Below are 24,731 nucleotides of genomic sequence, written 5' to 3'. Positions count from 1 at the left end.
ATTCATTATTTGCACACATTGCTGGATTTCACGCTTCATTTCAAAGATCCTCTCCATCCATTGAAATTTCAGCGCATACAGGTTTGCCAAAGAAGCTAAAAACAGTTGATTTCCCCAACATTACTCTCCTCAATTTCTCCTGAAACTGATCACCGCAAATAGTTAAAAATACAATATTAAAACGTATCTTTGCAGCATGATTAATGTGTCAAATCTCTCCCTTCGTTTTGGTAAACGTGTACTATTCGAAGATGTCAATCTAAAATTCACACCTGGAAACTGTTACGGTATTATTGGCGCTAATGGAGCAGGTAAATCTACTTTCTTAAAAATTATCTCAGGGGAAGTCGATCCTTCGACAGGTTCAGTGGCATTCACGCCAGGCGAACGCATGTCTGTTTTAAGTCAGGATCACTATGCTTTCGATGAATTTACTGTTCTTGAAACTGTCATGATGGGTAACCAAGAGCTTTACAAAATCATGAAAGAGAAAGATGCCATTTACATGAAAGAGGATTTCTCTGATGCCGACGGCGAACGTGCTGGCGAACTGGAAAGTCTTTTTGCTGAAATGGATGGATGGAATGCCGAATCTAATGCCGCAACTTTATTGAGCAGTTTGGGCATTAAAGAAGAACTACATTATAAATTAGTTTCTGAAATTGACGGTAACCAAAAAGTCCGTGTACTCTTGGCTCAAGCATTATTTGGCAAACCAGATATTTTGATTCTCGATGAGCCTACCAATGATTTGGATATTAATACCATTGCATGGTTAGAAGATTTTTTAGCAAGTTATGAAGCAATCGTTTTAGTTGTATCCCACGACCGTCACTTCTTGGATGCTGTATGTACGCACACGGTGGATATTGATTTTGGTAAGATGACAATCTATACGGGTAACTACTCGTTTTGGTACGAATCTTCTCAATTAGCGTTAAAGCAACGTTCTGATCAAAACAAGAAAATGGAAGATAAAGTGAAAGAACTTCAGGAATTTATCCGTCGCTTCTCTGCCAACGCTTCCAAATCCAAACAAGCTACTTCTCGTAAGAAAGCATTGGATAAAATTAATATTGACGAGATTAAACCGTCCAACCGTAAATATCCTGCCATCATGTTCAATACCATGAATCGTGAACCAGGAGATCAAACGCTGCAAGTCGAAGGATTAAGCAAAACGGTCAATGGTGAGGTATTCTTCAAGGATATTACCTTTATGATTAATAAAGGCGATAAAATCGCTGTTCTAGGTCCAAATTCATTGGTTACCACAGCATTTTATGATATTATAACTGGTAGAGACACCGATTTCAGTGGCGAATTCAAATGGGGCGTTACCATCACTCCTGCCGATATGCCGATTGAAAATGCCGCATTCTTCGAAGGAAAAAGTGATAATTTGGTCGATTGGTTGAGAGACTATACAACTAACCCAGAGGCAGACGAACAATTTATACGCGGATTTTTAGGGAAAATGTTGTTCTCTGGAGAAGAAGTTATGAAGAAAGTATCTGTACTTTCAGGGGGAGAAAAAATGCGTTGTATGTTTTCTCGCATGATGCTTCAAGGTGCCAACTTCCTAATCTTTGATGAACCAACCAACCACTTGGATTTGGAATCTATCACTGCATTGAACAATGGAATGTCTGATTTTAAAGGATCAATGTTGTTCACATCCCGTGACCACGAATTGACTGAAACTGTTGCAAATAGAATCATCGAATTGACGCCGAAAGGTATCATCGACAAATTGATGACTTACGATGAATACATTAATAGCGATGTGGTGAAAGCACAACGTGAAGAAATGTATAAATAAGATAATTTATCCCAATTTAATAAAGGCTCCATAATTCATTTTATGGGGCTTTTTTGATGCGCAATAAAAAAGCACTGAGGGGTTCAGTGCTAATCGCGATTGATATGAAAGAATTGAGAAAGTTTTACTTTACTGAACCGAAGGTTTGACAACACGCCAACCTAATTGTAAGGACACCGCACAATGGTCGGATAAATCCTGGCCCTTTTCGTTTTGAAAAAGCTTTTTTTGAACCTGATAATTCTTTGCCTCAAATAGCAAATGATGGTTATTGCGATAGTAAATTTTATCAATACCTTCACAATCCTCTGTCAACTCCAATGCTGTTTTCGCTTCAAAATTCACTTGATGCCCAGGAATATTACCTTTGTTGCGTAAACTTACCCATGCATCTACCAAACCTAAGTCCTTCTGAAAAGAACCGATGTTATCCAGCTCGTAAGCATAATGTGCATTAAAGTCACCCATAATCAAAAGTGGTCTGTCAGCCGAATACTTTTTAATATAGGCTTTTAGCTGATTTATATTCTTCTGCCGGGCAATCGTTGCATTCGGATCATCCTGAGCAGTCACATGTACATTATAAACATCTATAAATACCTCTTTGGCCAATTGAATTCGAGCATAAGAAAAGCCTTTAGGCGTCAGACAATCTGCACCATTGCAATCAGTCCAGCCTACCCGCTCAAACTCAACAATCGGATATTTTGAAAGTGTACTCAGCCCGTCCCCAAAAGGTACCCCACCCATATTTGCCGTTCGGTAGCTATGCTTATTTTCGCTGTAGAGGAACTTGTTGTAGTTAAAATCTTCCTGCACATTGACAATATCAAACCCATTGATCCGATTACCGATCGACGTAATACTGGAGGACCGCTCGGTTACAGCACTGGAAATCAATTCAGGAAGGCCAGCTATATTGTACGTTAACAAATTTAGCTTTCCGTAAGTCGCTTCCGGCATAGCTGCATACACAGCATTACTGAGCTTTGGCTGTTGTTTTGGCTTCAACTTAAAACCCAACATAACACCGGCAGACGCACAAATAAATAAGATGACAATCTTTCGAAAACCCTTAGGTCTAATTTTTTTTTCGAACAATAGATCTAATAGCATGGATTGAATATTTCGTTCACTCCAAAGCTACTGCGCCAACATTAGCTCTATTATCATATTCAATTAATTCTATTTTTAATAATTATGCACAAATTATTAAAAACTAATAATTTATAAACACTATAATGACAAAAGGTTAATACCTGCATAGCATAGGAGTTACAGCTTTCAGCTATTTTTATACAACCCCTAATAAGAATAACATGAGAAAGGTAGCCTTCTTTACAGAGATACTCGTCGAGGATTTCGACGGTGCATCACGGACAATGTTTCAGCTAATAAACCGTATAGACCAGCAGAAATTCAACTATTTTTTTATTTATGGTGGCGGCCCTACGCAATTTCGCAATTTTCATTCTTACAAGGTACCCACATTCAAAATACCGGTCAACGACGACTATTGTCTCGCTATTCCACAGCTTATTAAAAAGAAACTTGAGCTCGCCTTAGATAAATTTGCTCCCGACATGATCCATATTGCAACGCCTTCGCTTTTAGGTTTTTTTGCATTAAATTATGCCAAACGGAAAGGTATTCCTGTCCTTACGATCTATCATACACACTTCATTTCATACATTGCCTATTATTTCAAAAACATACTCCCCTTGGTCAAGCCAACTGAACAATGGATGAAAAAAGCAATGAATAACTTTTATAACAAATGTGATATTGTCTATGTACCCACCAACTCTATTCTAAACGAATTACAGCAGATTGGCTTACAACAAGAAGGATTAAAACTGTGGCAAAGAGGAATAGACACAGCCTTGTTTAATCCCAATAAAAAGAATCTATCTCAGCTGCAGACTATCACCAAGAATAACAAACCAACAATCCTCTTTGTCAGTCGTATCGTCTGGGAAAAAAATATTAAAACGCTTATTGAAATCTATCAACAGATACAAGCTCAGAATCTTGACTATAATTTCATTGTTGTCGGTGAAGGAACAGCCAAAATAATTGCAATGCAAGAGATGCCTAATGCCATTTTCTTAGGAAAGAAAAGCCATGATGAGCTTGCAATTCTATATGCTTCGGCAGATGCCTTTGTTTTCCCGTCGGTCTCAGAAACGTACGGAAATGTCGTTGTCGAAGCATTGGCATCCGGACTTCCTTGTGTTATCGCCGATGGTGGGGGTTCGGCTTCCTTGATTCAGCACGGGAAAAATGGATTTAAGTGTCAACCTGAAAATGCAGCTGGATATGTTTACTACCTCAAAAAAATTCTCTCTGACGTGAGCCTAAAAAAGAATCTCATCAATGAAGGTCTATCCTATGTCGGACAACTGGATTGGAATAGACTATCTGGGTGCTATTTTAATGACATTGAACTATTGATTGACAAAACACAGGAAGTCGATTTGGCATGGGCAAACTAACAAACCCAAGCCAACTCATCAAAGGTATTTTTCTATTTTTGATTCTGGCGTCCATCACTGTCTTTTTAGCGAAAAGCGACTTAAATGCCTTGAAAAAAGAGCTCTCCTCAGTTGGTTATCGCTTTATAATTATTTTGTTTACGACTTTCGCGGCCTATTTTGTTGGCACATTAGCTTGGTGGATATGCTTGGGCTCCACAAAAAAGAAGGTCAATCTGATCGAACTCTTTGCCATCCGTCAAATCGGGGAAACCGTTGGACTATTCAACCCTACAAGCATTATAGGTGGTGATTTATTAAAGGCACAATTGATAACCCGTTATGACATTCCCTTAAAAGAAGGATTGAATTCAGTTGCAATATCCCGTATTACCGCCGTACTGTCTCAATTGACACTCTTTTTGATTGCGATGCTTTGGTTGGTATTTTCTCCCTTAAAAAATGAAATTATACGCTACGCAGGCCCGGTAATATATATTATCTGTCTATTTTTGTTCCTTTTGATGATCCTGATATTTTATTGGTTAATGGTTGCAAAAAGTCCCTCGCAAACCAAGGCTTCAACAGCAACACTTTTTGGAAAAGCAATAGCGCATTTTCAGTCACTACTTTGGAACGTAAAAGACTTTTATCGGCATCAAAATAAGGTTTTTTGGTATTCTTACTTACTTTTTGCACTACATTGGATTATTGGCAGCCTTGAATTCTATTATATTCTAAAATTTTTGGGTGTTGCAGTACAACCAATACATGGTTTAATAGTAGATATGAGTGTCATTGTGCTGAAAAGCATCGGTGCTTTTATTCCAGGGCAACTGGGTATTGAAGAAATCGCCAATAAGCTCCTACTCCATATGATCGGTATTACTGGGGGTAGTATTTGGCTCAGTGCTTCATTATTACGTCGCGGCCGACAGCTCACCTGGGTAGCGTTGGGTTTTATATTTTATCTATGCATCAAAAGGAAACCAGTACATGTATCCATCTGAAATAGAAATACTATTTGTCAGCCACAAATATCCCCCAAGTGTTGGCGGTATGGAAAAACAAAGCTTTGAACTGATCAATACTGCGGCTCTTTACTTGAAGGTACACACCTTAGTCTATGACAACCGGGAACCTCTTTTAGCTTTCTTCTTCCAGCTGAATCGCCGAATTCTAGCCAAAATTAACGATAACCCCGGCATCAAGCTTATTCACTTTAATGATGGTTTAATTGCGTCTTTAGCCTCTTTTCACAAAGGATATTCCCATTTAAAACGAGTTGCCACGCTTCACGGACTGGATATTGTATTTCCCTTTCGCTATTTTCAACGTAAGATCATACCGCGGTTTAATACATTTGATCAGCTTATTGCGGTTAGCCAAGCTACCGCCGACGCCGCCCAGTTACGTGGTATCGATCCATCCAAAATTATTGTTATACCCAACGGTGTAGATCCGATACACCACTCCACTGCAAACAATGAATCAGCCTGCCAAAGCAAGCCCTATTTTATCACTTTGGGACGCCCTGTTAAACGGAAGGGCTTCTCGTGGTTGATGAAACATGTCATTCCCGCTATCCAGGGTGATTTCAAATTACTGATGGTAGGTCCATTCGATCACGAACCTACATGGAAAGAACGCCTATTGCAGCTTATACCCAAAAAGATAAATCATTTAATCACCTTATTCCTCGGATTTCCGACCGATCAGGGGGAGATCAGAAAATTACTGAAAGCGTACCCCGAAAAAATTGAACATCTTGGAAAAGTCCCATTCGAACAACTGCAAAGCCTCTTGACCAACGCACAGGCCTTCTTGATGCCCAATATTGAAGTGCCCGGAGATATGGAAGGCTTTGGGCTCGTCTGTTTGGAGGCTTCTACAGCAGGCACCATTGTTGTGGCCGCCGAATTAGAAGGAATTACAAGCGCCGTAACACATAATTGCAATGGCCTGCTCCTGGCAAGCAAAAACCAAAATGCATGGATCGAACAACTTCAAGCCATTTTAGCAAATCCAGTCCATTATAAAAGCCTGAGCCTACAATTTAAACAAAATACCCTAAAACAATATAGCTGGGATATTATGGCCAGATCCTATTGTCAATCATTTGCGGACTTAGTTACAGCAGCAGACCAATAATTGACAGTAACACTTCATAGATTTGACCGCATCTATCATTTAGAGGGAATGGCTCTCCAGAAAGCACTTTTCAACATCTTTCAAGACGCAAAACTTTTTTATAGTGACCTGCTAACGTTTTATAAAAAATCAATTGAATCAAAGCGAAACATCCTACCAAAACAAGCCCCAATGCTGAATAAAAAGTTAGACTGATATACAGTAGTAATAAGAATAGCCGAAGCATCTCAAGTGGAAAAACCCAGTCTTCATGTTCTAGAAGTCCCCCAATACAAATGACGCTACAGAGAATAAATCCTCCGCCAATAAGGAGTTGTATGAGTTGCTGATAATTACCATAAAGCAAAAAAAAGAAAAGCAGGAGCATCGTCAGCATGGACTGAAAAAAGATATAGCGGCTTAATACCTGTGCATGAACTTGTGGCCTAGCTCCTGCAAATATGCGCTCTTCCAGTTCTTCTCGAATTTCAGGCTGTATATCGTCAGGCCTACCAAATATAGTCCGCATTTTGTTTTTAAATCCTTCGGCCCGCTTAAATGATAGACCAATTTCAAATAAATAATGAAAATGCTGCCATAGAAAAGTGTAGCGATGAATGGGCTTTGTGAGTCCATAGACACAAGGTTCTTCTTTTTGTTCCGGGATAAATGTTCCGAATAGCTTGTCCCAAATAATCAGGATATCTCCATAATTTTTATCCAAATAGATTTCATTGCTGCTATGATGCACCCGGTGGTGAGATGGCGTTACAAATACACGCTCCAAAATCCCCAAATTTCCTACCGTCTGCGTATGGGAGAAAAATGGATATACGCCATGGATCAACAAAATAGTGGTCATCATAAAGGGAGGGAATCCCAAAAGGGGAATAAAAGCCCAAAATAACGAACGGAAAACGGCTTGAAATATGGTGATCCGGGCTGCTACGGTAAAGTTATAATCTTCACTTTGGTGATGTACAACATGAGCTGCCCACAACAAGTTTATTTCATGGCTATAGCGATGATACCAATACCAAAGAAAATCTGTAAATAGAAAAAGTATAACCCAGGTCCAAACATTCGCTTCAATGTGAAATATCGCAAAGTTTTGATACACCCAAACGAAAAAAAAGTAAAATAAACTAACAGAAAACATATCACACATACGCTCGACGATACCAACATTGAGATTTGAGATCGATTCATCAAAAGAATAAAAACGTTTCTGTTTTTTGAGGCTATACCAATATTCCAACACCATCAAGATTAAAAATAAGGGAATGATAAACGCCAAAAAATTAAGTTTTTCTGTATACATGCAGCCGCTATTTTGAAGACAAAAAATCTACCTTAATCGCAATTCAACAAGAACCGACTTTTCTGATGCCAAAAGATCAATTCTTCCAAACTCTTTATTATTAAACAATCAATTTTAAATCAGGTTTTTCAATGGACAAAAATGTATGCTTTCTAACGCCCCTACAATAACAAACGCCAACTCAAAAAGAAACGCCAACTCAACGTGATTTTCTACCACAAAAGAACGTGCACAAAAAAAGTCCTCAAAAAGTTAAACACTTTTGAGGACTTCTGATTGAACGATAAATTATTCTTCACTGATGGTGCACTATAATAACAGCGCAGCAGACGAATCCAATATTAATGTACACTGGACATATCGATCTGTGTTTTCCCTTGTTTGATCATCAATACAAAAGGGACACAAATCAGAAAGACAACCCCGAGGTACAGGAACACATCCATGTAAGATAGCACTGTTGCTTGTTTCATCACACTCATGTCCAATATCTGATGCGCTTTGGCCAAAGCCTCATTAGGTGAAAAACCTTTCGCCTGAAAACTCATCTGCAATTGCTGCACCCGTTGTTGCACATCAAACTTACTTGGATCCAAATTAGCTACCAGATCAACACGATGTTTTTGGCTATCACGGGCGATAAATGTCGTAATCAAAGCAATTCCAAATGAACCACCCAATTGACGCATCATCCCTGTAAAAGCAGCTCCTTCACCGATTGACTTACCATGTAATGTTGATAAAGACAGTGTCATAACAGGCACAAACAACAATCCTAGGCCAACTCCGCGGAGAATCAATGGCCAAAACATATGCTCCGAACCTGTATCGTTTGTCATGAGGCTATACATCCAAAAACAAAAGCCAAAAAAGATACATAGCCCTAAAGCAACCATATACTTCTGAGGAACACCATTTTGGATCATCTTACCGATAAAAGGCATCATGATACCGGTCATAATCGAACTCGGTAACAAGAGCAAACCCGCATCTGTTGCCGTCCATCCCAATATCGACTGCGTATAGATGGGAATAATAAAGGTCGATCCGAACAAGCCAAAACCAAGAATAAAGCTCATCACCACACCCACCTGTAAATTCTTATCCTTCAATACACGCAGGTTAACAATCGGTTTATCGTACACCAATTCCCGCCATATAAAAAACAGTAATCCAAAGACAGACAAAATCGATAAGCCTAAAATCAAAGGATCGTCAAACCAGTCATCCTGTTGTCCATGTTCCAATACAAACTGAAGTGAACCAATAAACATGATCAAAAATATCATACCGAACCAATCCACTTCCCTAGCAGACTGCTTTTGACTGTATTTAGGACTGCGTACAAAAGATAAGGTCAACAAGGTCGCAATAATGCCAAGCGGCACATTGATATAAAAGATATAAGGCCAAGAGAAGTTATCGATGATGTACCCACCCAACGGCGGCCCTAATGTAGGACCAACAATGACGCCCATCCCGTAGATAGCTTGGGCCATACTACGTTTTTCTTTGGGATAACTTTCCGTGATAATAGTCTGGGCTGTAACCAGTAAGGCTCCCCCACCCATCCCTTGTATAAAGCGAAATGCAACAAGCTCCCACATATTGGTTGCATTACCGCACAAAAATGAAGATACTGTGAATATGATAATAGAAGCCGCAAAGTAATTTCTACGCCCAAACTGTTGGGACAACCAGCTGGTCATCGGAATCACAATTACATTGGCAATTGCGTAAGCTGTGATAACCCATGCGACATCCGTCAGCGTCGCCCCCAATGAACCTTTCATATCGTTCAGGGCCACATTGACAATCGTTGTATCCACAATTTCCAACAGCGCACAAAGCACCGCTGTAATCGTGATTACAACGCGACGAAAACCATATTCAACCAGACTATCTTGTTGATTTAAATTTTCCATAGTTATTTAACATGCACATCTACGTCAGCATTCATGCCCGGTCTGAGCAAAGCCACATTTTCTGCTTTATTGTCTTTTGTCAATTTGATCTTTACGGGTAAACGCTGAACAGTCTTTACAAAGTTACCCGTTGCATTATCTGGAGGCAATAAAGAGAAACGTGAACCAGTGGCTGGAGAGAAAGAGTTTACCTCGCCTTCAAACTCAATAGCAGGATAAGCATCCACTTTAATACCGACTTTTTGTCCAGGTTTTATTTTTTCCAATTGCGTCTCCTTAAAGTTAGCAACGACCCAAGTTTCAATATTATCTACAATGTAGAACAAAGATTGACCTGGATTGACCATCTGCCCTGGTTGTACCTTGATATTCGATACCTGGCCATCCACAGAAGCAAGTACTGCAGTATAAGAAAGGTTCAATTTAGCCGCTTCAAGTTGCGCATTCGCTCTTTTTATATTTGCCTCAGCAACAGAAGTTTGCTTTGAAGCTACTGTAGTCTTACTCACGACTGCATTACGTTGTGAAGCACTGGCGTTACGTTGTTGTTGCAAAATTTCAACCTGCTTGTCAGCTTCCAATTTCGCTGTTAATGCCTGCTCATACTGTTGTTTCGTAATTGACTGATTGTTGTATAAGTTTTGGTAGCGGATATAATCATTATTCGCTTGCTTAGCACGAATACGTGCTGCATCGATGCTGCCCAAATTAGATTGGATCGTTGCATCCGAGATGGCTACATTCGCCGAAGATGCAGATACATCTGCCTTTGAAACATCAAAGCTACTTTGAGCTGCTGCCAAGGCTGCTAGCGCTTCATCCACACGAACCTGATAATCTTGGCTCTCAATGGTGAACAACGTATCCCCTTTTTTTACCAAATCATTATCTTTTACGTACACTTTCGAGATAAACCCACCAACACGTGGAATGATCGGACTCATGTTTTTCTCTACCTGCGCATCGTCTGTCGTTTCATGCGCCTGACCATGCATATATTTATAAGCACCGTAGGCTCCTCCGAAGATGACCAATGCAGCCAAAATAATTGTGAATTTTTTATTTGTACCTTTCTTTTCAGGTGCGTTTTCTACTGTATTTTCCATGTCTAGATTAATTGCTATTTAATGTTTAAAGACCCATTTGCTAACAGCAGGTCGTAATATTTTTCAATGGTATTTGCTTTGCTGATCGCAAGATTGATCTTGCTTTGAAGCTGCTGTACGTCGGCCGTTAACAAATCGTCCGTATCCGCGATACCATTATCGTACTTATCTTTTGTAATACGATAATTTTCAACTGCCTGATCCACAGCCTGATGGTAAACCACATCCTGCTTTTGTGCCAGCATATAGTTTTCATTGGCCTGTTGAACCTGCACTTTCACCTTATCGTTTAATAATTCAATGTGCTCATCAATTTCCCTGATATGATTTTTCGCAACATTCACTTCTCTTTTGTTTTTATAAAGTGAACCGATGTCGTAGGATACACCTACACCGACCATGGCCGCATTTGTTACGGTAACCACTTTTTGCAAACCAAAAGCATTGTAACCTGCCGTTGCAGAAACCTGTGGCAATGTAGATGCTTTTGTTACCTTCAACTGGTCCTCTGCAACCAACCGTTGTGACTCCAAAGATTTCACATCAGAACGCGAGGTTTTCGCAGCGTCATAAGATGCTTTTAAACCCAAATCAACACCGTTCACCTCAGCCAGATTGATCTGATCCAACTGCGTATCCGCATCAATTTTCAAAAAATTAGCCAATTGATAATTCAGCACCTTGATATTTTTCTGTGCTTCCTGAAGCGAAACCTGATAATTTGAAAGCTGCAGTTCTGCTTTTAACAGGTCGTTACGCGCGATCAAACCATTGTCAAGCATCGCTTTAAAATCCGAAACACGCTGCTCAGACTGCTTGATATTTTCAGCAATCAACAAGTTGGTTTGCTGAGCTTTATAAAGACTTAAATAAAGATTCACTGCACGTATAGCCAGTTGTTCTTTACTTGCTACAGCGTTGTATTCCTCGGCTTTTAATACATCTTTTGCAATATTAATTCCACCTTTAATACGTCCACCTGTATAGATTGGCATACTCACCGAAGCCTGTCCCAACCACAATTGGTTTGCAGCAATATCCGGAGCAGAGCCCCCCTCACCTAAAGCCAACTTTAAATTCACATTTGGAGTAGTCATAGCCATGTATTGTCCACTCAATTTTGCATCAGGAAGCTGTTTCGATTTGGCAGTTTCGACTTCGAGCTGTCTCCCCAATATCTTCGTATCGGTAGACTTTGCTTCCACGCTTTGATTTGCGGCCAAGTGAATTATCTCTTCCAAAGTCATGTGTTTGTTGTCTTGCGCCAACAGACCCATAGGACTTAAAAGCAATAAAGCACTCAAATTGGCCAACTTATTTTTCATATGTCAATAAAGCTTTAATTGTTTTCTGTATAAATTCTGTTAAAGTTGTTTCTATATAATTTGCATAGTCCTCATCGTTATCGATATGCAACTGATCCTGTAAAAAACAATGATTCATCTGAAAATTCATAAATACGCCCATCATCATGGAGTGGATCAAGATGGGATCATAACCCGCTTTGAATACACCCTGTTCTACCCCCGCATTGATAACAGACGATATCACTTCAAGATTGTGCAGCTTGAGTTTGCGAAAAGCCTCCGAGATCAGCATGCGTTGTTTTAACGAACTTTCAATGGTGATGATATGATACAGTTTACGATGCGAGTTCATGGACTTAAACGATTTATCCACCATAGCGTCAATTTTATCCAACGCATTATCGACAAGCGCCAACTCATCCACATTGATCATAAAATCAGGAACACGCCATTCAAAAAACGTATCCAGTAGCTTGTCCTTTGATCCAAAATAATAGTTGATCATCGCAACATTCACATTCGCCTCATTGGCGATATCACGAACGGAAGTCCCATCAAATCCTTTTGTTGCAAAAAGACGCTCTGCTGCAAGCAAAATATCAATCTGTTTCTCGTTAAATTCCATTTTAAACCTCGATCTTTTAAAGATACAATCGCATATTCATAGCGATTATAAAATACGTTCTCGCTAAATGCGCGACAAAGTTAAACAAACGTTTAATTTAAACAAGTGTTTAATTATTAAATTTGTGTAAAAAAAACACCATTTCTGGTGTTCTTGCTGTTGGATGGGATTAGTTAAGTATCCGATAGATCATTTCTTTTAAAATCTCTTCACTATTGAAATTGCTCGGCACATTGACACCTTTAGATTTTAAATCAGTCTCCTTCAACACATTGAGCACATCGAAAGTTTTCCGTCGGTTGTAATTTCTTGCAGCAAGCTCGTATTCTTTCAGAAAGAAAGGATGTACCCCCAATTCTTTTGCTGCGACCGATTTATCGATCAGATAATGGTATTTGAGAATCTTCGTGAAGTAGGTGGCAATTTGTCCAATGACCATTACCAGCGGATTATTTTTGGGGTTGGCCACAAAATAATCAACGATCTGATAAGCTTTTAGGGCATTACGTTTAGCCAATGCTGTATTTAATTCAAAAACATTATAATCTTTGGAGATACCAATATTTCGTTCAACATCTTCCATGCTGATCTCTTGACTCTTTGGAACATTAAGCATCAGCTTGTCAAGTTCATTGGACACTTTGGACAGATCATTACCGAGATAGTCCGCAATCATCATCGTCGCTTGCGGATGAATGCGCCAGCCGGCATCTTTCACATAAGCTCCGATCCAAGGGCCCACCTTATCGTCGTATAGTTTGGCAGCATCAACAACTAGTCCTTTTTTTTCAAAGACCTTATAGATCTTTTTGCGTTTGTCAAATTTCCCATGTTTAAAACAAAACACAAGAATGGTTGTCGGTGTAAGATGTTCCAGGTATTTAGTTAACAGTTCTTCCGTATCCGATTTCCATTTTAGCTCCTGTGCCTCCTTGATAATAATCACCTGATAGTCACTTAGCATAGGATACCTCTTTGCTGCATTGACAATCGTAGAGATATCGATATCTTTTCCGTAAAAAATGGATTGATCAAAGCCTTTCTGCGCATCATTCAATACGGTTGCTTCCAAAGCGTCGGCAATGGTATCAATGAAATAACTCTCCTCCCCTTGCAATAAATACACTGGTTTAAAAGACCTGTTCTTAATATCGGATAAGATCGGATTTATGTTCATATATATAGTCTATTTATTCGTCCGCAATAGATCAGCTGCCCAGATTTGTTTTCGGTATCCAAGCCATCTGCGAAGGCTAAAATACCCCCATGTCACCACATATCAAAATGTCTTTCGAGTTCGACCATGGGCTTTTTATGCGAAGCAAAATTACGATTTTAATGGCAATTCAACCGAGTAACTCCGTAAAATTACGCTTTTATAATTGACTCATGTATCGCGATTACATTAAACTATTGATTTAATGCCATGAACATTTAGCAACATAACTTTCACCATCTCGTTAAGTAATCGCATCATAAATACAGACCTCGGGTTTCCCCCGGCCTAAAAAATCAGACTAGTCAAAAAAACACCATCCTTCGGACTTGACGAATTTATTTCTTTTGCTAATATTTTAGTATATTTGTGTATGTTTTCACCGACTCCACTGAACTTACCGCCATTTAAAGCTAAAATATCCAAGAAGAACAATTCGATTTACATCTTTGATGAGCTCAGAAAAAAGGACTTGGTATTAACACCGGAGGAATGGGTTAGACAACATTGGATCAATTATTTGTCGCTCATGAAAAATTACCCCAAATCACTGATGCATATTGAAGGCGGATTGAAATTAAATAACCTTCAGAAACGAAGTGATTTATTGATTTACAACAGTAGCGGGCATAAGGTCGTGTTAGCCGAGTTTAAAGCGCCACATATAAAAATCACCCAACAGGTATTTGAGCAAATTGCAAATTATAATACGGTTCATCGTATACCATACCTATTAGTGAGCAATGGCATGAATCATTACTATTGTAAAATTGATTTTATCAACGCGTCTTACGAATTTTTGGAAGACCTCCCCAACTACAACGAAATTGACTAAGGAGCTATGCATGAAATAGATAAAGAATTAATCCGGAGATACAGTGTCCCCCAAGTCTTGAAAGGGGATCACCGAAAAAATGTAAAGTAGATGTAAAACATCTTTTCAATTTATTTGATTTTTAAAATATAGTTTTATATTAGTCCTACAGAATAGAAAAAATAAAAAGATGAATATAGATAAAAACGAATTCAGAAAATATGCAGTAAAGCATCACCGTATTGGAAGCCAACATGTTGATAGCTTCATTGCTCGTACAGAGACAAGCATTCCGACAAACCTTACACCTTACATCGTTGAAGAACGTCAATTGAACGTTGCCCAAATGGATGTGTTTTCGCGTTTGATGATGGACCGTATCATATTTTTAGGCAGCGGTATTGATGATCAGGTAGCCAACATTATTCAGGCACAGCTCTTGTTCCTACAATCTACCGATGCACAACGTGATATCCAAATCTACATCAATTCACCAGGTGGAAGCGTATACGCTGGACTAGGAATTTATGATACTATGCAATATATCACGCCAGATGTAGCGACGATCTGTACAGGTATTGCTGCGTCTATGGGAGCTGTTCTTTTGGTTGCTGGTGCAAAAGGCAAACGTGCAGCCTTACGTCACTCACGCGTCATGATTCACCAACCTTCCGGTGGTGCACAAGGAGTTGCTGCCGATATGGAAATCAACTTACGTGAGATGATGAAATTGAAAGAAGAATTATACACCATTATTTCAGATCATTCTGGACAAACTTACGAATGGGTAGAAAAATCTTCAGATCGCGATTACTGGATGAGAGCCAATGAAGCCAAAGAATTCGGTATGATTGACGAGATTTTACTTCCTAAGAAGGAGATTATTAAATAACAATGGCAAAGAATAACGATAGAGACATTCACTGTTCGTTTTGTGGCATAAGCAAAAATGAAGCCCAGATGCTTATTGCAGGCAACGGAGCACACATCTGTGACAGATGTATCCAGCAGGCAGGCGAAATCTTGGCAGAAGAATTAAAACAACGAAAAAGTAAAACTTTACAGACTGCTTTAAAGTTGATCCGTCCTTTGGAGATTAAAACTCACCTGGATCAATATGTAATCGGTCAGGATGATGCTAAAAAAGTAATTTCAGTAGCAGTTTATAATCACTATAAACGTTTAAATCAGAAAGTGGATAAAGACGAGATTGAAATCGAAAAATCCAATTTGATTATCGTTGGTGAAACAGGTACAGGTAAAACCTTGCTGGCAAAAACTGTTGCCAAAATACTCAACGTCCCCTTCTGTATTGTGGATGCAACTGTATTGACAGAAGCAGGGTATGTAGGGGAAGACGTAGAAAGTATATTAACACGTTTATTGCAAGCAGCAGATTATGATGTAGCCTCTGCAGAGCGCGGTATCATCTATATCGATGAGATTGATAAAATCGCACGTAAAAGCGATAATCCTTCCATTACGAGAGATGTATCGGGTGAAGGTGTGCAGCAAGCTTTATTGAAGATTCTCGAAGGTACAGTTGTAAACGTTCCACCTCAAGGCGGCCGTAAACACCCGGATCAAAAAATGATCGCAGTCAATACAAGTAATATTCTATTTATCTGTGGTGGTGCATTCGACGGTATTCAAAAGAAAATTGCAAACCGTCTGCGCACGCAAACAGTAGGTTATAAAATGAACGAAGACGAAGAGGAAATTGACTTGAATAATCTATACAAGTATATTACTCCTCAAGACTTAAAGAACTTTGGCTTAATTCCAGAGTTAATTGGCCGTCTTCCTGTATTGACTTACTTAAATCCATTGGATAAGGAAACTTTACTGAGCATTTTGACTGAACCAAAAAATGCATTGGTAAAACAATATAAGAAGTTGTTTGAATACGAAGGTATCGAACTAAAATTTGATCCTGACGTATATACGTTTATTGTTGATAAAGCTGACGAATTTAAACTTGGAGCCCGTGGCCTCCGCAGTATCTGCGAAGCCATTATGCTGGATGCCATGTTTGAGATTCCGTCAACAAAAGAGCAAACGGGACAGAAAGCATTAGAAATTACCTTGGACTATGCGAAGAAAAAATTCGAAAAGTCCGATTTAAAAAAGCTTAAAGTCGCTTAAAAAAAATCCCGTTCGCTGAACGGGATTTTTTTTTAGAAAAGAATTAAAAATTTTATATTACAATAATAACATAGCCATAACGGAATGTTGACAGGAAGATAAGAGATTCAAGAAATTAAATTTAATGACTATGACAACAAAGAAAAGTGCAAAGAATACCGTAAATAGTCCGATCACACCAGGTTTAAAAACCAAAGAAGAAATCGTGAACAACTGGCTTCCCCGTTATACGGGAAGGCCTTTGGAAGAGTTTGGGGAGTATATCCTTTTAACAAACTTTTCAAAATATATCCACCTGTTTTCTGAAATGCATGATAATGCTCCTATTTACGGGGAAGACAAACCGATGCAATCCGTCACTGCCGGAGGCATCACCATTATCAATTTCGGAATGGGAAGTCCAATGGCCGCAACCATTATGGATCTATTATCAGCAATTGCACCAAAAGCCGTTCTATTTTTGGGTAAGACCGGGGGTATCAAGAAAAAAATTCCTGTAGGTGAATTGATTCTTCCAATTGCCGCTATCCGCGGCGAGGGAACATCGAATGACTACTTTCCACCCGAAGTACCTTCATTACCTGCCTTCGCCATGCAAAAGGCCATATCCACTACAATTCGGGATCACCAACGCGATTACTGGACTGGAACGGTATACACCACCAATAGACGGGTTTGGGAACATGACAAAGCTTTCAAAAAATATTTAAAATCAATCCGTGCCATGTGCGTTGATATGGAAACCGCAACGATATTCAGCGTCGGATTTGCCAACAAGATTCCAACAGGTGCTTTACTGCTAGTTTCAGATCAACCGATGGTGCCAGAAGGAGTAAAAACTTCGGTCAGTGATGTAACCGTTACAGCGAAATATGTGGAAGAACATATCGGTATAGGTATTGATGCTTTAAAACAGCTTATCAATAACGGATTGACCGTGAAGCACCTTAAATTCTAAGCTACAATACTAGCAACATCATATTTTCCTTTGGGGGAAAATATGATGTACCCCTCTCCATAAAACCATAACTATCAAATTCTTAAAACTATTAAACATTATTATTGATTAATAATTGAACAGTTATTAACTAGAATCTGAGATGTTAACAAATGTTAATCTTCACAATAATTAAACTATTTGGCGTTTATATTGTAATATTCATATTACCCAACACATATATCGTAAAAATTAATCAAGCATTGTGAAGAAAAAAACATTATCTATTTTTAAAGTATCCCTATTGATTTGTTCAGCCTTAGCCACACAGGTAAGTTGTTCTTCAAGTTCTTCAAAAGAAAATAAAACCAAAGAAAAAAACGTGGCCTTGCCCGTCTATACCGTCACTAAATCAGATGCTACCACCATCAAGGATTATTTGGGCACCATAGAAGGTAAAGTTAACGTTGAGGTCCGCCCACAGGTCGAAGGACTGCTTCAGGAAATTTATATCGATGAAGGTTCTTTTGTTCAAAAAGGCCAGAAACTGTTCAAAGTAGACCCCTCTACTTATCAGGAAAATCTCAATAACATGGTTGCTACAGAGCAGGTCGCCAGAGCCAAACTTAAAAATGCACAGCTCGAAGTCGACCGATTGAAGCCGCTGGTTCAAAACGACGTTATCTCCGATGTCAGGTTGGCTTCGGCCAAATCAGATTATCAGGTAGCCAAGGCGACACTGGATCAGGCCATCGCAGCCGTACGTTCCGCTCAGATCAGTAAGGATTTTACGGTTATCACCGCTCCGGTAGGCGGTTACATTGGTCGGATCCCAAAACGTATCGGGAATCTGGTCTCAAAAGGTGATAAAGAACCCCTCACCTATCTTTCAGATATCCAGGAAGTCTATGTTTATTTCTCCATGAATGAATCTGACTTTCTTTATTTTTCCAAAGCACAGGCAAAAAAAGATAGCTTAGAAGGGAAAAAATACAACCAGAATCAGAAGCTTGTATTTCCCGAAGTTACGCTCGTCCTTGCGGATGGCGAAGAATATGCAAAAAAAGGTATAGTGGATGCCGTCAATGGTCAGATCAACCGTACTACAGGTGCGATCTCCTTGCGTGCGACATTTCAAAATCACGACAATATACTTCGGTCCGGAAGTAGTGGTACACTTAAAATTGCAGAGGTTAAAAAAGACGTTCTTCAAATCCCTCAGATTGCAGTCAATGAATTGCAGGATAAAACCTTCGTGTATATACTGGACCAAAACAACAAAGCACAAAAACGAAATATCCAACTGACAGGCAAAAGTAAAAACAATTATATCGTCTACTCAGGACTACAGGAAAACGATCGCGTTATTACCAGTGGATTTGACAAATTGACCGACGGTTCACCAGTAACCCCGATTTTACAGAAATAATTATCTATCATTTTTACATGCTACAAGGTGTCAGACATACTGTACACTTCATGTAGCGTGTTTAAAATTCCATATATATGCTAAAAACATTTATAAATAGGCCTGTATTAGCCACGGTGGTTTCCATTATCCTGGTAATCTTGGGCTTAGTTGGGCTAAAACTTCTGCCTGTCTCGCGTTTTCCAGAAATTGCACCACCAAGTGTGCTTGTTTCACTAAGTTATCCGGGAGCTAATGCCGAGACTGTAGCAAAAAGCGTTTTACTACCTATCGAAGAAGCCATCAATGGTGTAGAGGATATGACCTATATCAAGTCATCTGCCTCCAATTCAGGATCGGGAAGTGTGTCGGTCTATTTTAAGACCGGTACCAATCCTGATATTGCCTCGGTCAATGTACAGACACGGATTTCCAAAGCAATCAGTTCCATTCCCGCAGAAGTAAATGAGGCCGGAATCACGGTCATGCCACGGCAAACGGGTGTCATTATGACCATCAATCTCTACTCTGATCATCAGGATAGTGCCTATGACGAAACCTTTCTCCAGGCTTATGCACAGATTAACCTGATGCGGCCTTTGCTGCGTGTTGATGGTGTAGCCCAGGTTTCCCGTTTGGGAGCAAGGGATTATGCGATGCGACTTTGGTTGAATCCCGAAAAACTAGCCCTGTATAACCTCGTCCCACAAGATGTCACCAATGCTATAAAAGATCAAAACTTTGAGATTGCCCCCGGTAAATTTGGAGAAACCTCAGATGAAGCTTTCGAAACAGTGATCCGTCATAAAGGGCGTTTCACCACTCCGGAGGAATTCCAGAGTATTGTGATCAAAACCAACACCGACGGTTCAGTGCTCTATTTAAAAGATGTAGCACGCGTCGAATTCGGTGCTACAAATCTAAGCAGCGACAATAAAGTAAATGGACATCCCGGTCTTACACTCAACTTAACACAAACCAGTGGTTCCAACGCCCATGATATTGATATTGCCGTCAGAAAGGTTCTCGAGGAACAATCAAAAACATTTCCAAAAGGCATAAACTATGAGGTGACCTACTCTGTACGTGACCAGATCGATGAATCGATCAACCAAGTTGAGCACACCCTTTTTGAAGCCTTTATCCTGGTATTTATTATTGTCTTTATCTTCCTGCAAGATTTTAGATCCACCTTGATCCCTGCAATTGCAATCCCCGTTTCATTGGTGGGAACCTTCTTTTTTCTGCAGCTTTTTGGATTTTCGCTCAATGTCCTCACGATGTTTGCCCTGGTGTTAGCCATTGGAATCGTAGTGGATGACGCCATTGTCGTCGTTGAGGCCATCCACGAAAAAATGCACAGCACAGGAATGAAACCCAGAGCCGCTACATTATCGACGATGTCCGAAATTACGGGAGCTATCCTGTCCATAACCATGGTCATGGCTGCTGTATTTTTGCCTGTAGGATTTATGGAAGGGCCAGCAGGTATCTTTTATCGCCAGTTTGCTTACACCCTGGCAACAGCGATTCTAATTTCAGCACTCAATGCTTTGACCTTAAGTCCAGCCCTATGTGCGCTACTCCTGAAAGCCCCGCAACAGCATACCAATCAAAAAAACGGCAAAATCAATCAATTTAAAGATCGCTTCTTTAAAGCATTCAATACCTCTTTTGATCGACTGACCGCCCGTTATGTCTCGATTGTAGAAATACTGATCAAGAATAAGAAAATAGCCTGGGCAGGCTTAATTTTAATTACAGCACTTGGCATTGTGTTTATGATTAAAACACCTAAAAGTTTTATTCCGACAGAGGATGATGGATTTATCACATACAACATTGCCCTCCCTCCCGGCGCTTCATTGAGCCGAACAACTGAGGTTCTTCATCGTGCCGATAGTATTTTAAAGAAAAGACAGGACATCAATGGAATGACAACAGTTTCTGGTTTTAATGCCCTGGACGGAAGCTCAAGCCCGGCATTTGCCGCTGGTTACATCACCTTAAAACCACATGCCAAACGCGAGCATATCAAAAATATCAATGCATTTATGGACACCATCAGGCATGATCTATCCCAGATTAATGAAGCAACGTTTACAGTATTCCCCCGGCCTACCGTACAGGGCTTTGGAGACTTTGCCGGAATTGAAATGGTCCTTCAGGATCGAATGGGTGGTGACATTCGGGATTTTAACACCATTGCAGATACCTTTATTAACCAACTCAATACCTTACCGGAAATACGAAGTGCTTATACAAGTTTTAAATCAAACTTCCCTCAGTATGAAGTAAATATCGATGCTGTAAAGGCAAAATCCCTGGGAGTTGAGGTCAAAGATCTCATGTCCACAATCCGATCTTATTTTGCACGTGTACAGGCGAGCGATTTTAATCGGTTTGGTCGCCAATACCGGGTTTATGTCCAATCAGATTTCGACTTCCGCAAAGATCCCGAATCCTTCAATTCAATTTTTGTGCGCAACAGTAAAGGCGAAATGGTGCCTATTAACACCATATTGACCTTAGAAAAGACTGTGGGTCCAGAAACCATTACGCGTTACAATCTATACAATGCAATTGCGGTAAATATTACACCCGCGGAAGGCTATAGTACAGATGACGCGATGCAGGCTATCCAAAAATTGGCCGACAACAAACTTCCGGGTAATTATGGTTTTGAATGGACGGGCATGAGCTATGAAGAAAGTCAATCCGGCTCACAGACGATATTGATTTTTGCGCTTAGTATCCTATTCGTCTACTTCCTGCTTTCCGCTCAATATGAAAGCTACATTCTTCCTTGGGCAGTATTACTGTCTATACCTGTGGGACTGATCGGCGTATTTTCCGTGATCAACCTTGTGGGACTTCAAAACAACATTTATGTGCAAGTAGGACTCATCATGCTCATTGGTCTTTTGGCCAAAAATGCTATTCTGATCGTCGAATTTGCCGTTCAGGAACGCAAAAATGGTAAAAGTATCGTCGAAGCTGCCATTAACGGCTCAAAACTTAGGCTACGGCCAATCTTGATGACCAGTTTGGCATTTGTTGCTGGCCTTGTACCTTTGATGTGGACGGTTGGTCCCTCGGCGATCGGTAACCATTCGATCAGTTTCAGCGCCGCCGGCGGTATGCTCTTTGGTGTAGCATTCGGCATCTTTATCATCCCTGTACTCTTTGTCGTATTCAAAAGCCTGGATGAAAAACTACATGATAAACTAGCTAAAGAAGAGGAAGAATAATGAAAAACATAAAAAAATACCTTTCGGGAATATCGATCATCATTGGTCTCTTAGGCCTGATGAATGCCTGTAAGATCGGCAAAGATTATGTGCAGCCCAAACTCAAACTTCCCGAAAACTTTCGTGGCGATACGCTGGATTATTTCGGAGACACCTCCAGTATGGGACTGATCCATTGGAAATCCTTCTTTCACGATCCCACATTGAAACTATTGATTGATTCTGCCTTAGCGAATAATTTTGAAATGAAGACAGCATTGCTCAACCTGCAGATTTCAACCCGAGTTTTGGCGCAGAACAAAGCCAATTATCTGCCGAGTGTAAATGCGACAATTGCCAATGGAAACCGTACCTGGCGATCGAAAGACTTTGGTAGTGGTCCCCTGACCAAATATTATGATCACAAAGGTGAAACAGCACCGCAAAATATGTTCGTGTATCAATCTATGTTTGGTTCCGATATTAATTTTAGCTGGGAAATAGATATCTGGAAGAAAATAGGTAGCAAACAGGAGCAGCTGTTAGCCGAGTATCTGGATACACAGGAGGCAAAAAATGCGATACAGACTTCTATCATAACTGCTGTCGCAAAAGGTTACTTCAATCTCTTGATGCTCGATGCCAAGATCGAGGTTGCTAAACGTAACGTCCAATTGAACGATAGTACGCTGCGTATGATCAAGCTCCAATATGAAGCGGGTGAGATCACCGCCTTGGCGATCCAACAAACACAATCACAGCGCCTATTGGCGGCATCCCTCGTTCCCGAAATCGAAAAGGAAATTGTCATCCAGGAAAATGCGCTTCAGACACTTACTGGAAAATTACCCGATAGCATCAAAAGAGGCACTTCTTACGAGCATCTCTTCGCTGAAAGCAAAGACATTTCACTCGGTTCCCCGATCGAAATTGTGCGTAATAGACCAGATATCCGATCATCTGAATTTCAATTGATGGCAGCCAATGCGAATGCCAATATCCAACAGGCCATGCGTTACCCTTCATTGACCGTTGGCGGCGTATTGGGGGTAAATAGTATGCTCCCTAAAAATTGGTTCAATATACCAGGGGCATTGCTCGGTGGAATAACCGGGAATCTGACCACACCTATTTTCAAAAACAAAACCTTGAAAACACAGTATGAGGTCGCTAAATTGGAACGTGATAAAGCCGAAATCCAGTTGCAACAAAAGGTCGTGGAAGCCGTAGCCGAAGTCTCTAATGCAGTGGTCACGGTCGACAAGCAACGGGAGCAATTGTCTTTGGCCAAAGAAAGAGTCGATAATGCACATCTTGCCGTCAAAAATGCGGGTTTACTCTTTAAAAGTGGCTACGCCACATATTTAGAGGTGATTACAGCGCAAAGCAATGCCCTAAACAGTGACCTCGATCTGGTCGAGTTGAGGCAACAGCATTTAGATGCATTTGTGGATCTGTACCGGGCACTCGGAGGAGGTTGGAGATAAGGATTTAAAACGTTATTTTTGTGGTATGACTCCAGAAGAATTACAGCACTATTTTCAATCCAAAGACTTGCCTGAATCGTTAGAAATACAGCAAGATATGCAGGTCTTCGACGTACAACGTTTCTTGAGCACAAGTTTTATCCATGTTGGATTATGGAAAAAAGATCTAAGCAAATGTCCATCCTGGATTAGACTTCTTAAATTCAAGGATGCTTTAGAAAATAAAGAAGAGGCCTAACATCTGTTAGACCTCTTCTTTATTTATAGCTATATGCTAGGAGCAAGTTGTTTCATTAATAGTGGCATCTGTTCTTTCGAAAAGATCTCTTCTGCCCCAGCGTCCCGCAATTCCATCCGTTCATTCTCATCACTACTTGATGTCAGCCCAAATATTCGAATAGAGGGAAACCTCTCCCGTATGATTTTTGCCGTTTCGATCCCGTTTAATACAGGCATATGCAGATCTAATATACATATTTCAGGAAGTTCGTGCTCGTTTTCATCGAGGTAGTCGATTAAATCCCTACCATTGGAAGCACAATAAACCAAATCCAATAAATGAGATTGAGCCATAGCTCGCATCAACACATGATGAATCAGCGCATCATCTGCGTAGACAACCGTACATTTACTTTTGGTATCCATTTGAAAAAGCTATCATTTTAATAATTATAAAAACAATATTATATAAATATGTAATAAAATAAAAAATACAGAAAAAAGTTAGCAATAATTATGTTATTATACAAATTTTATTTCAAAATGTTCACTATTAACAATCCAA

The 24,731-nt window shown here is 39.9% G+C and carries 20 protein-coding genes; 12 read left to right on the top strand and 8 right to left on the bottom strand.

Annotated features, from left to right (window positions below):
- The first annotated feature begins 196 nt into the window (after positions 1 to 196).
- Entirely contained in the window at positions 197 to 1,822 is a 1,626-nt protein-coding gene (locus L1283_RS10615; RefSeq protein ID WP_088162112.1) for an ABC-F family ATP-binding cassette domain-containing protein, read from the top strand.
- A gap of 129 nt (positions 1,823 to 1,951) precedes the next feature.
- Here the strand turns inward: L1283_RS10615 and L1283_RS10610 are convergent, their stop codons facing one another.
- The gene (locus tag L1283_RS10610; protein ID WP_429626101.1) at positions 1,952 to 2,938 is read right to left on the bottom strand and encodes an endonuclease/exonuclease/phosphatase family protein; all 987 of its coding nucleotides are present in this window, start codon (positions 2,936 to 2,938) and stop codon (positions 1,952 to 1,954) included.
- 203 nt (positions 2,939 to 3,141) lie between these two features.
- On the opposite strand from L1283_RS10610, the gene L1283_RS10605 reads away from it, so the two are divergent.
- The 3 genes from L1283_RS10605 to L1283_RS10595 are packed head-to-tail and all read left to right on the top strand — an operon-like array spanning position 3,142 to position 6,447.
- The gene (locus tag L1283_RS10605; RefSeq protein WP_088162114.1) at positions 3,142 to 4,317 is read left to right on the top strand and encodes a glycosyltransferase family 4 protein; all 1,176 of its coding nucleotides are present in this window, start codon (positions 3,142 to 3,144) and stop codon (positions 4,315 to 4,317) included.
- A complete protein-coding gene (locus tag L1283_RS10600; RefSeq protein ID WP_088162115.1) occupies positions 4,305 to 5,306 on the top strand; it encodes a lysylphosphatidylglycerol synthase transmembrane domain-containing protein in 1,002 nt (333 codons plus the stop codon). The genes L1283_RS10605 and L1283_RS10600 overlap by 13 nt, the downstream gene beginning before the upstream one ends.
- A gap of 49 nt (positions 5,307 to 5,355) precedes the next feature.
- Entirely contained in the window at positions 5,356 to 6,447 is a 1,092-nt protein-coding gene (locus L1283_RS10595; RefSeq protein WP_198385932.1) for a glycosyltransferase family 4 protein, read from the top strand.
- A gap of 70 nt (positions 6,448 to 6,517) precedes the next feature.
- Here L1283_RS10595 and L1283_RS10590 read toward each other — a convergent pair whose 3' ends face one another.
- The 6 genes from L1283_RS10590 to holA all read right to left on the bottom strand — a co-directional run bounded on the left by L1283_RS10590 (position 6,518) and on the right by holA (position 13,887).
- A complete protein-coding gene (locus L1283_RS10590; protein ID WP_198385933.1) occupies positions 6,518 to 7,747 on the bottom strand; it encodes a sterol desaturase family protein in 1,230 nt (409 codons plus the stop codon).
- Between the two features lie 341 nt (positions 7,748 to 8,088).
- Positions 8,089 to 9,672 (bottom strand): MDR family MFS transporter, encoded by a 1,584-nt coding sequence (locus tag L1283_RS10585; RefSeq protein WP_088162117.1) that lies wholly within the window; start codon positions 9,670 to 9,672, stop codon positions 8,089 to 8,091.
- Between the two features lie 2 nt (positions 9,673 to 9,674).
- Positions 9,675 to 10,778: an HlyD family secretion protein gene (locus tag L1283_RS10580; RefSeq protein WP_088162118.1), complete on the bottom strand. Its 1,104-nt coding sequence runs from the start codon at positions 10,776 to 10,778 to the stop codon at positions 9,675 to 9,677.
- A 14-nt stretch (positions 10,779 to 10,792) separates the two neighbouring features.
- Positions 10,793 to 12,103 (bottom strand): TolC family protein, encoded by a 1,311-nt coding sequence (locus L1283_RS10575; RefSeq protein WP_088162119.1) that lies wholly within the window; start codon positions 12,101 to 12,103, stop codon positions 10,793 to 10,795.
- The gene (locus L1283_RS10570; RefSeq protein WP_075993267.1) at positions 12,093 to 12,710 is read right to left on the bottom strand and encodes a TetR/AcrR family transcriptional regulator; all 618 of its coding nucleotides are present in this window, start codon (positions 12,708 to 12,710) and stop codon (positions 12,093 to 12,095) included. Before L1283_RS10570 ends, L1283_RS10575 begins: the two co-directional genes overlap by 11 nt.
- Before the next feature lie 169 nt (positions 12,711 to 12,879).
- Positions 12,880 to 13,887: a DNA polymerase III subunit delta gene (holA, locus tag L1283_RS10565; protein WP_088162120.1), complete on the bottom strand. Its 1,008-nt coding sequence runs from the start codon at positions 13,885 to 13,887 to the stop codon at positions 12,880 to 12,882.
- A gap of 412 nt (positions 13,888 to 14,299) precedes the next feature.
- On the opposite strand from holA, the gene L1283_RS10560 reads away from it, so the two are divergent.
- The 8 genes from L1283_RS10560 to L1283_RS10525 all read left to right on the top strand — a co-directional run bounded on the left by L1283_RS10560 (position 14,300) and on the right by L1283_RS10525 (position 24,185).
- The gene (locus L1283_RS10560; RefSeq protein ID WP_088162121.1) at positions 14,300 to 14,761 is read left to right on the top strand and encodes a type I restriction enzyme HsdR N-terminal domain-containing protein; all 462 of its coding nucleotides are present in this window, start codon (positions 14,300 to 14,302) and stop codon (positions 14,759 to 14,761) included.
- Positions 14,762 to 14,930: 169 nt separating this feature from the next.
- Positions 14,931 to 15,632 carry an ATP-dependent Clp endopeptidase proteolytic subunit ClpP gene (clpP, locus tag L1283_RS10555; protein ID WP_046674530.1) on the top strand — a complete coding sequence of 234 codons (702 nt, stop codon included), beginning with the start codon at positions 14,931 to 14,933 and terminating at the stop codon, positions 15,630 to 15,632.
- A gap of 2 nt (positions 15,633 to 15,634) precedes the next feature.
- Positions 15,635 to 16,885, top strand: a complete 1,251-nt coding sequence (gene clpX, locus L1283_RS10550) for an ATP-dependent Clp protease ATP-binding subunit ClpX (protein WP_070565518.1) — start codon at positions 15,635 to 15,637, stop codon at positions 16,883 to 16,885.
- Positions 16,886 to 17,009: 124 nt separating this feature from the next.
- Positions 17,010 to 17,843 (top strand): AMP nucleosidase, encoded by an 834-nt coding sequence (locus tag L1283_RS10545; RefSeq protein WP_120332702.1) that lies wholly within the window; start codon positions 17,010 to 17,012, stop codon positions 17,841 to 17,843.
- Positions 17,844 to 18,087: 244 nt separating this feature from the next.
- Complete coding sequence (locus tag L1283_RS10540) at positions 18,088 to 19,251, top strand: efflux RND transporter periplasmic adaptor subunit (protein WP_232475553.1); 1,164 nt, start codon at positions 18,088 to 18,090, stop codon at positions 19,249 to 19,251.
- Positions 19,252 to 19,328: 77 nt separating this feature from the next.
- Positions 19,329 to 22,481 (top strand): efflux RND transporter permease subunit, encoded by a 3,153-nt coding sequence (locus L1283_RS10535; protein ID WP_429626100.1) that lies wholly within the window; start codon positions 19,329 to 19,331, stop codon positions 22,479 to 22,481.
- Positions 22,481 to 23,947, top strand: coding sequence for an efflux transporter outer membrane subunit (locus tag L1283_RS10530; protein WP_088162125.1), 1,467 nt, complete (start codon positions 22,481 to 22,483; stop codon positions 23,945 to 23,947). Before L1283_RS10535 ends, L1283_RS10530 begins: the two co-directional genes overlap by 1 nt.
- A gap of 25 nt (positions 23,948 to 23,972) precedes the next feature.
- Positions 23,973 to 24,185, top strand: a complete 213-nt coding sequence (locus L1283_RS10525; protein WP_313418478.1) for a DUF6965 family protein — start codon at positions 23,973 to 23,975, stop codon at positions 24,183 to 24,185.
- 29 nt (positions 24,186 to 24,214) lie between these two features.
- Here the strand turns inward: L1283_RS10525 and L1283_RS10520 are convergent, their stop codons facing one another.
- Positions 24,215 to 24,592 carry a response regulator gene (locus L1283_RS10520; RefSeq protein ID WP_182331290.1) on the bottom strand — a complete coding sequence of 126 codons (378 nt, stop codon included), beginning with the start codon at positions 24,590 to 24,592 and terminating at the stop codon, positions 24,215 to 24,217.
- Positions 24,593 to 24,731 lie beyond the last annotated feature (139 nt).

The sequence above is a fragment of the Sphingobacterium sp. HSC-15S19 genome (genome assembly GCF_050433745.1).
In the GTDB taxonomy this organism is placed as follows: domain Bacteria; phylum Bacteroidota; class Bacteroidia; order Sphingobacteriales; family Sphingobacteriaceae; genus Sphingobacterium; species Sphingobacterium siyangense.
The sequence above is the reverse complement of the archived record's forward strand: the minus strand, read 5'-3'. Positions and strand labels throughout refer to the sequence as shown.

What these genes read in the sequence shown, in the direction of transcription:
- L1283_RS10615 (WP_088162112.1), top strand. Translation starts at nt 197, where the DNA reads ATGATTAATGTGTCAAATCTCTCCCTTCGTTTTGGTAAACGTGTACTA.
- L1283_RS10610 (WP_429626101.1), bottom strand. Translation starts at nt 2,938, where the DNA reads ATGCTATTAGATCTATTGTTCGAAAAAAAAATTAGACCTAAGGGTTTT.
- L1283_RS10605 (WP_088162114.1), top strand. Translation starts at nt 3,142, where the DNA reads ATGAGAAAGGTAGCCTTCTTTACAGAGATACTCGTCGAGGATTTCGAC.
- L1283_RS10600 (WP_088162115.1), top strand. Translation starts at nt 4,305, where the DNA reads ATGGGCAAACTAACAAACCCAAGCCAACTCATCAAAGGTATTTTTCTA.
- L1283_RS10595 (WP_198385932.1), top strand. Translation starts at nt 5,356, where the DNA reads ATGGAAAAACAAAGCTTTGAACTGATCAATACTGCGGCTCTTTACTTG.
- L1283_RS10590 (WP_198385933.1), bottom strand. Translation starts at nt 7,747, where the DNA reads ATGTATACAGAAAAACTTAATTTTTTGGCGTTTATCATTCCCTTATTT.
- L1283_RS10585 (WP_088162117.1), bottom strand. Translation starts at nt 9,672, where the DNA reads ATGGAAAATTTAAATCAACAAGATAGTCTGGTTGAATATGGTTTTCGT.
- L1283_RS10580 (WP_088162118.1), bottom strand. Translation starts at nt 10,778, where the DNA reads ATGGAAAATACAGTAGAAAACGCACCTGAAAAGAAAGGTACAAATAAA.
- L1283_RS10575 (WP_088162119.1), bottom strand. Translation starts at nt 12,103, where the DNA reads ATGAAAAATAAGTTGGCCAATTTGAGTGCTTTATTGCTTTTAAGTCCT.
- L1283_RS10570 (WP_075993267.1), bottom strand. Translation starts at nt 12,710, where the DNA reads ATGGAATTTAACGAGAAACAGATTGATATTTTGCTTGCAGCAGAGCGT.
- holA (WP_088162120.1), bottom strand. Translation starts at nt 13,887, where the DNA reads ATGAACATAAATCCGATCTTATCCGATATTAAGAACAGGTCTTTTAAA.
- L1283_RS10560 (WP_088162121.1), top strand. Translation starts at nt 14,300, where the DNA reads ATGTTTTCACCGACTCCACTGAACTTACCGCCATTTAAAGCTAAAATA.
- clpP (WP_046674530.1), top strand. Translation starts at nt 14,931, where the DNA reads ATGAATATAGATAAAAACGAATTCAGAAAATATGCAGTAAAGCATCAC.
- clpX (WP_070565518.1), top strand. Translation starts at nt 15,635, where the DNA reads ATGGCAAAGAATAACGATAGAGACATTCACTGTTCGTTTTGTGGCATA.
- L1283_RS10545 (WP_120332702.1), top strand. Translation starts at nt 17,010, where the DNA reads ATGACTATGACAACAAAGAAAAGTGCAAAGAATACCGTAAATAGTCCG.
- L1283_RS10535 (WP_429626100.1), top strand. Translation starts at nt 19,329, where the DNA reads ATGCTAAAAACATTTATAAATAGGCCTGTATTAGCCACGGTGGTTTCC.
- L1283_RS10530 (WP_088162125.1), top strand. Translation starts at nt 22,481, where the DNA reads ATGAAAAACATAAAAAAATACCTTTCGGGAATATCGATCATCATTGGT.
- L1283_RS10525 (WP_313418478.1), top strand. Translation starts at nt 23,973, where the DNA reads ATGACTCCAGAAGAATTACAGCACTATTTTCAATCCAAAGACTTGCCT.
- L1283_RS10520 (WP_182331290.1), bottom strand. Translation starts at nt 24,592, where the DNA reads ATGGATACCAAAAGTAAATGTACGGTTGTCTACGCAGATGATGCGCTG.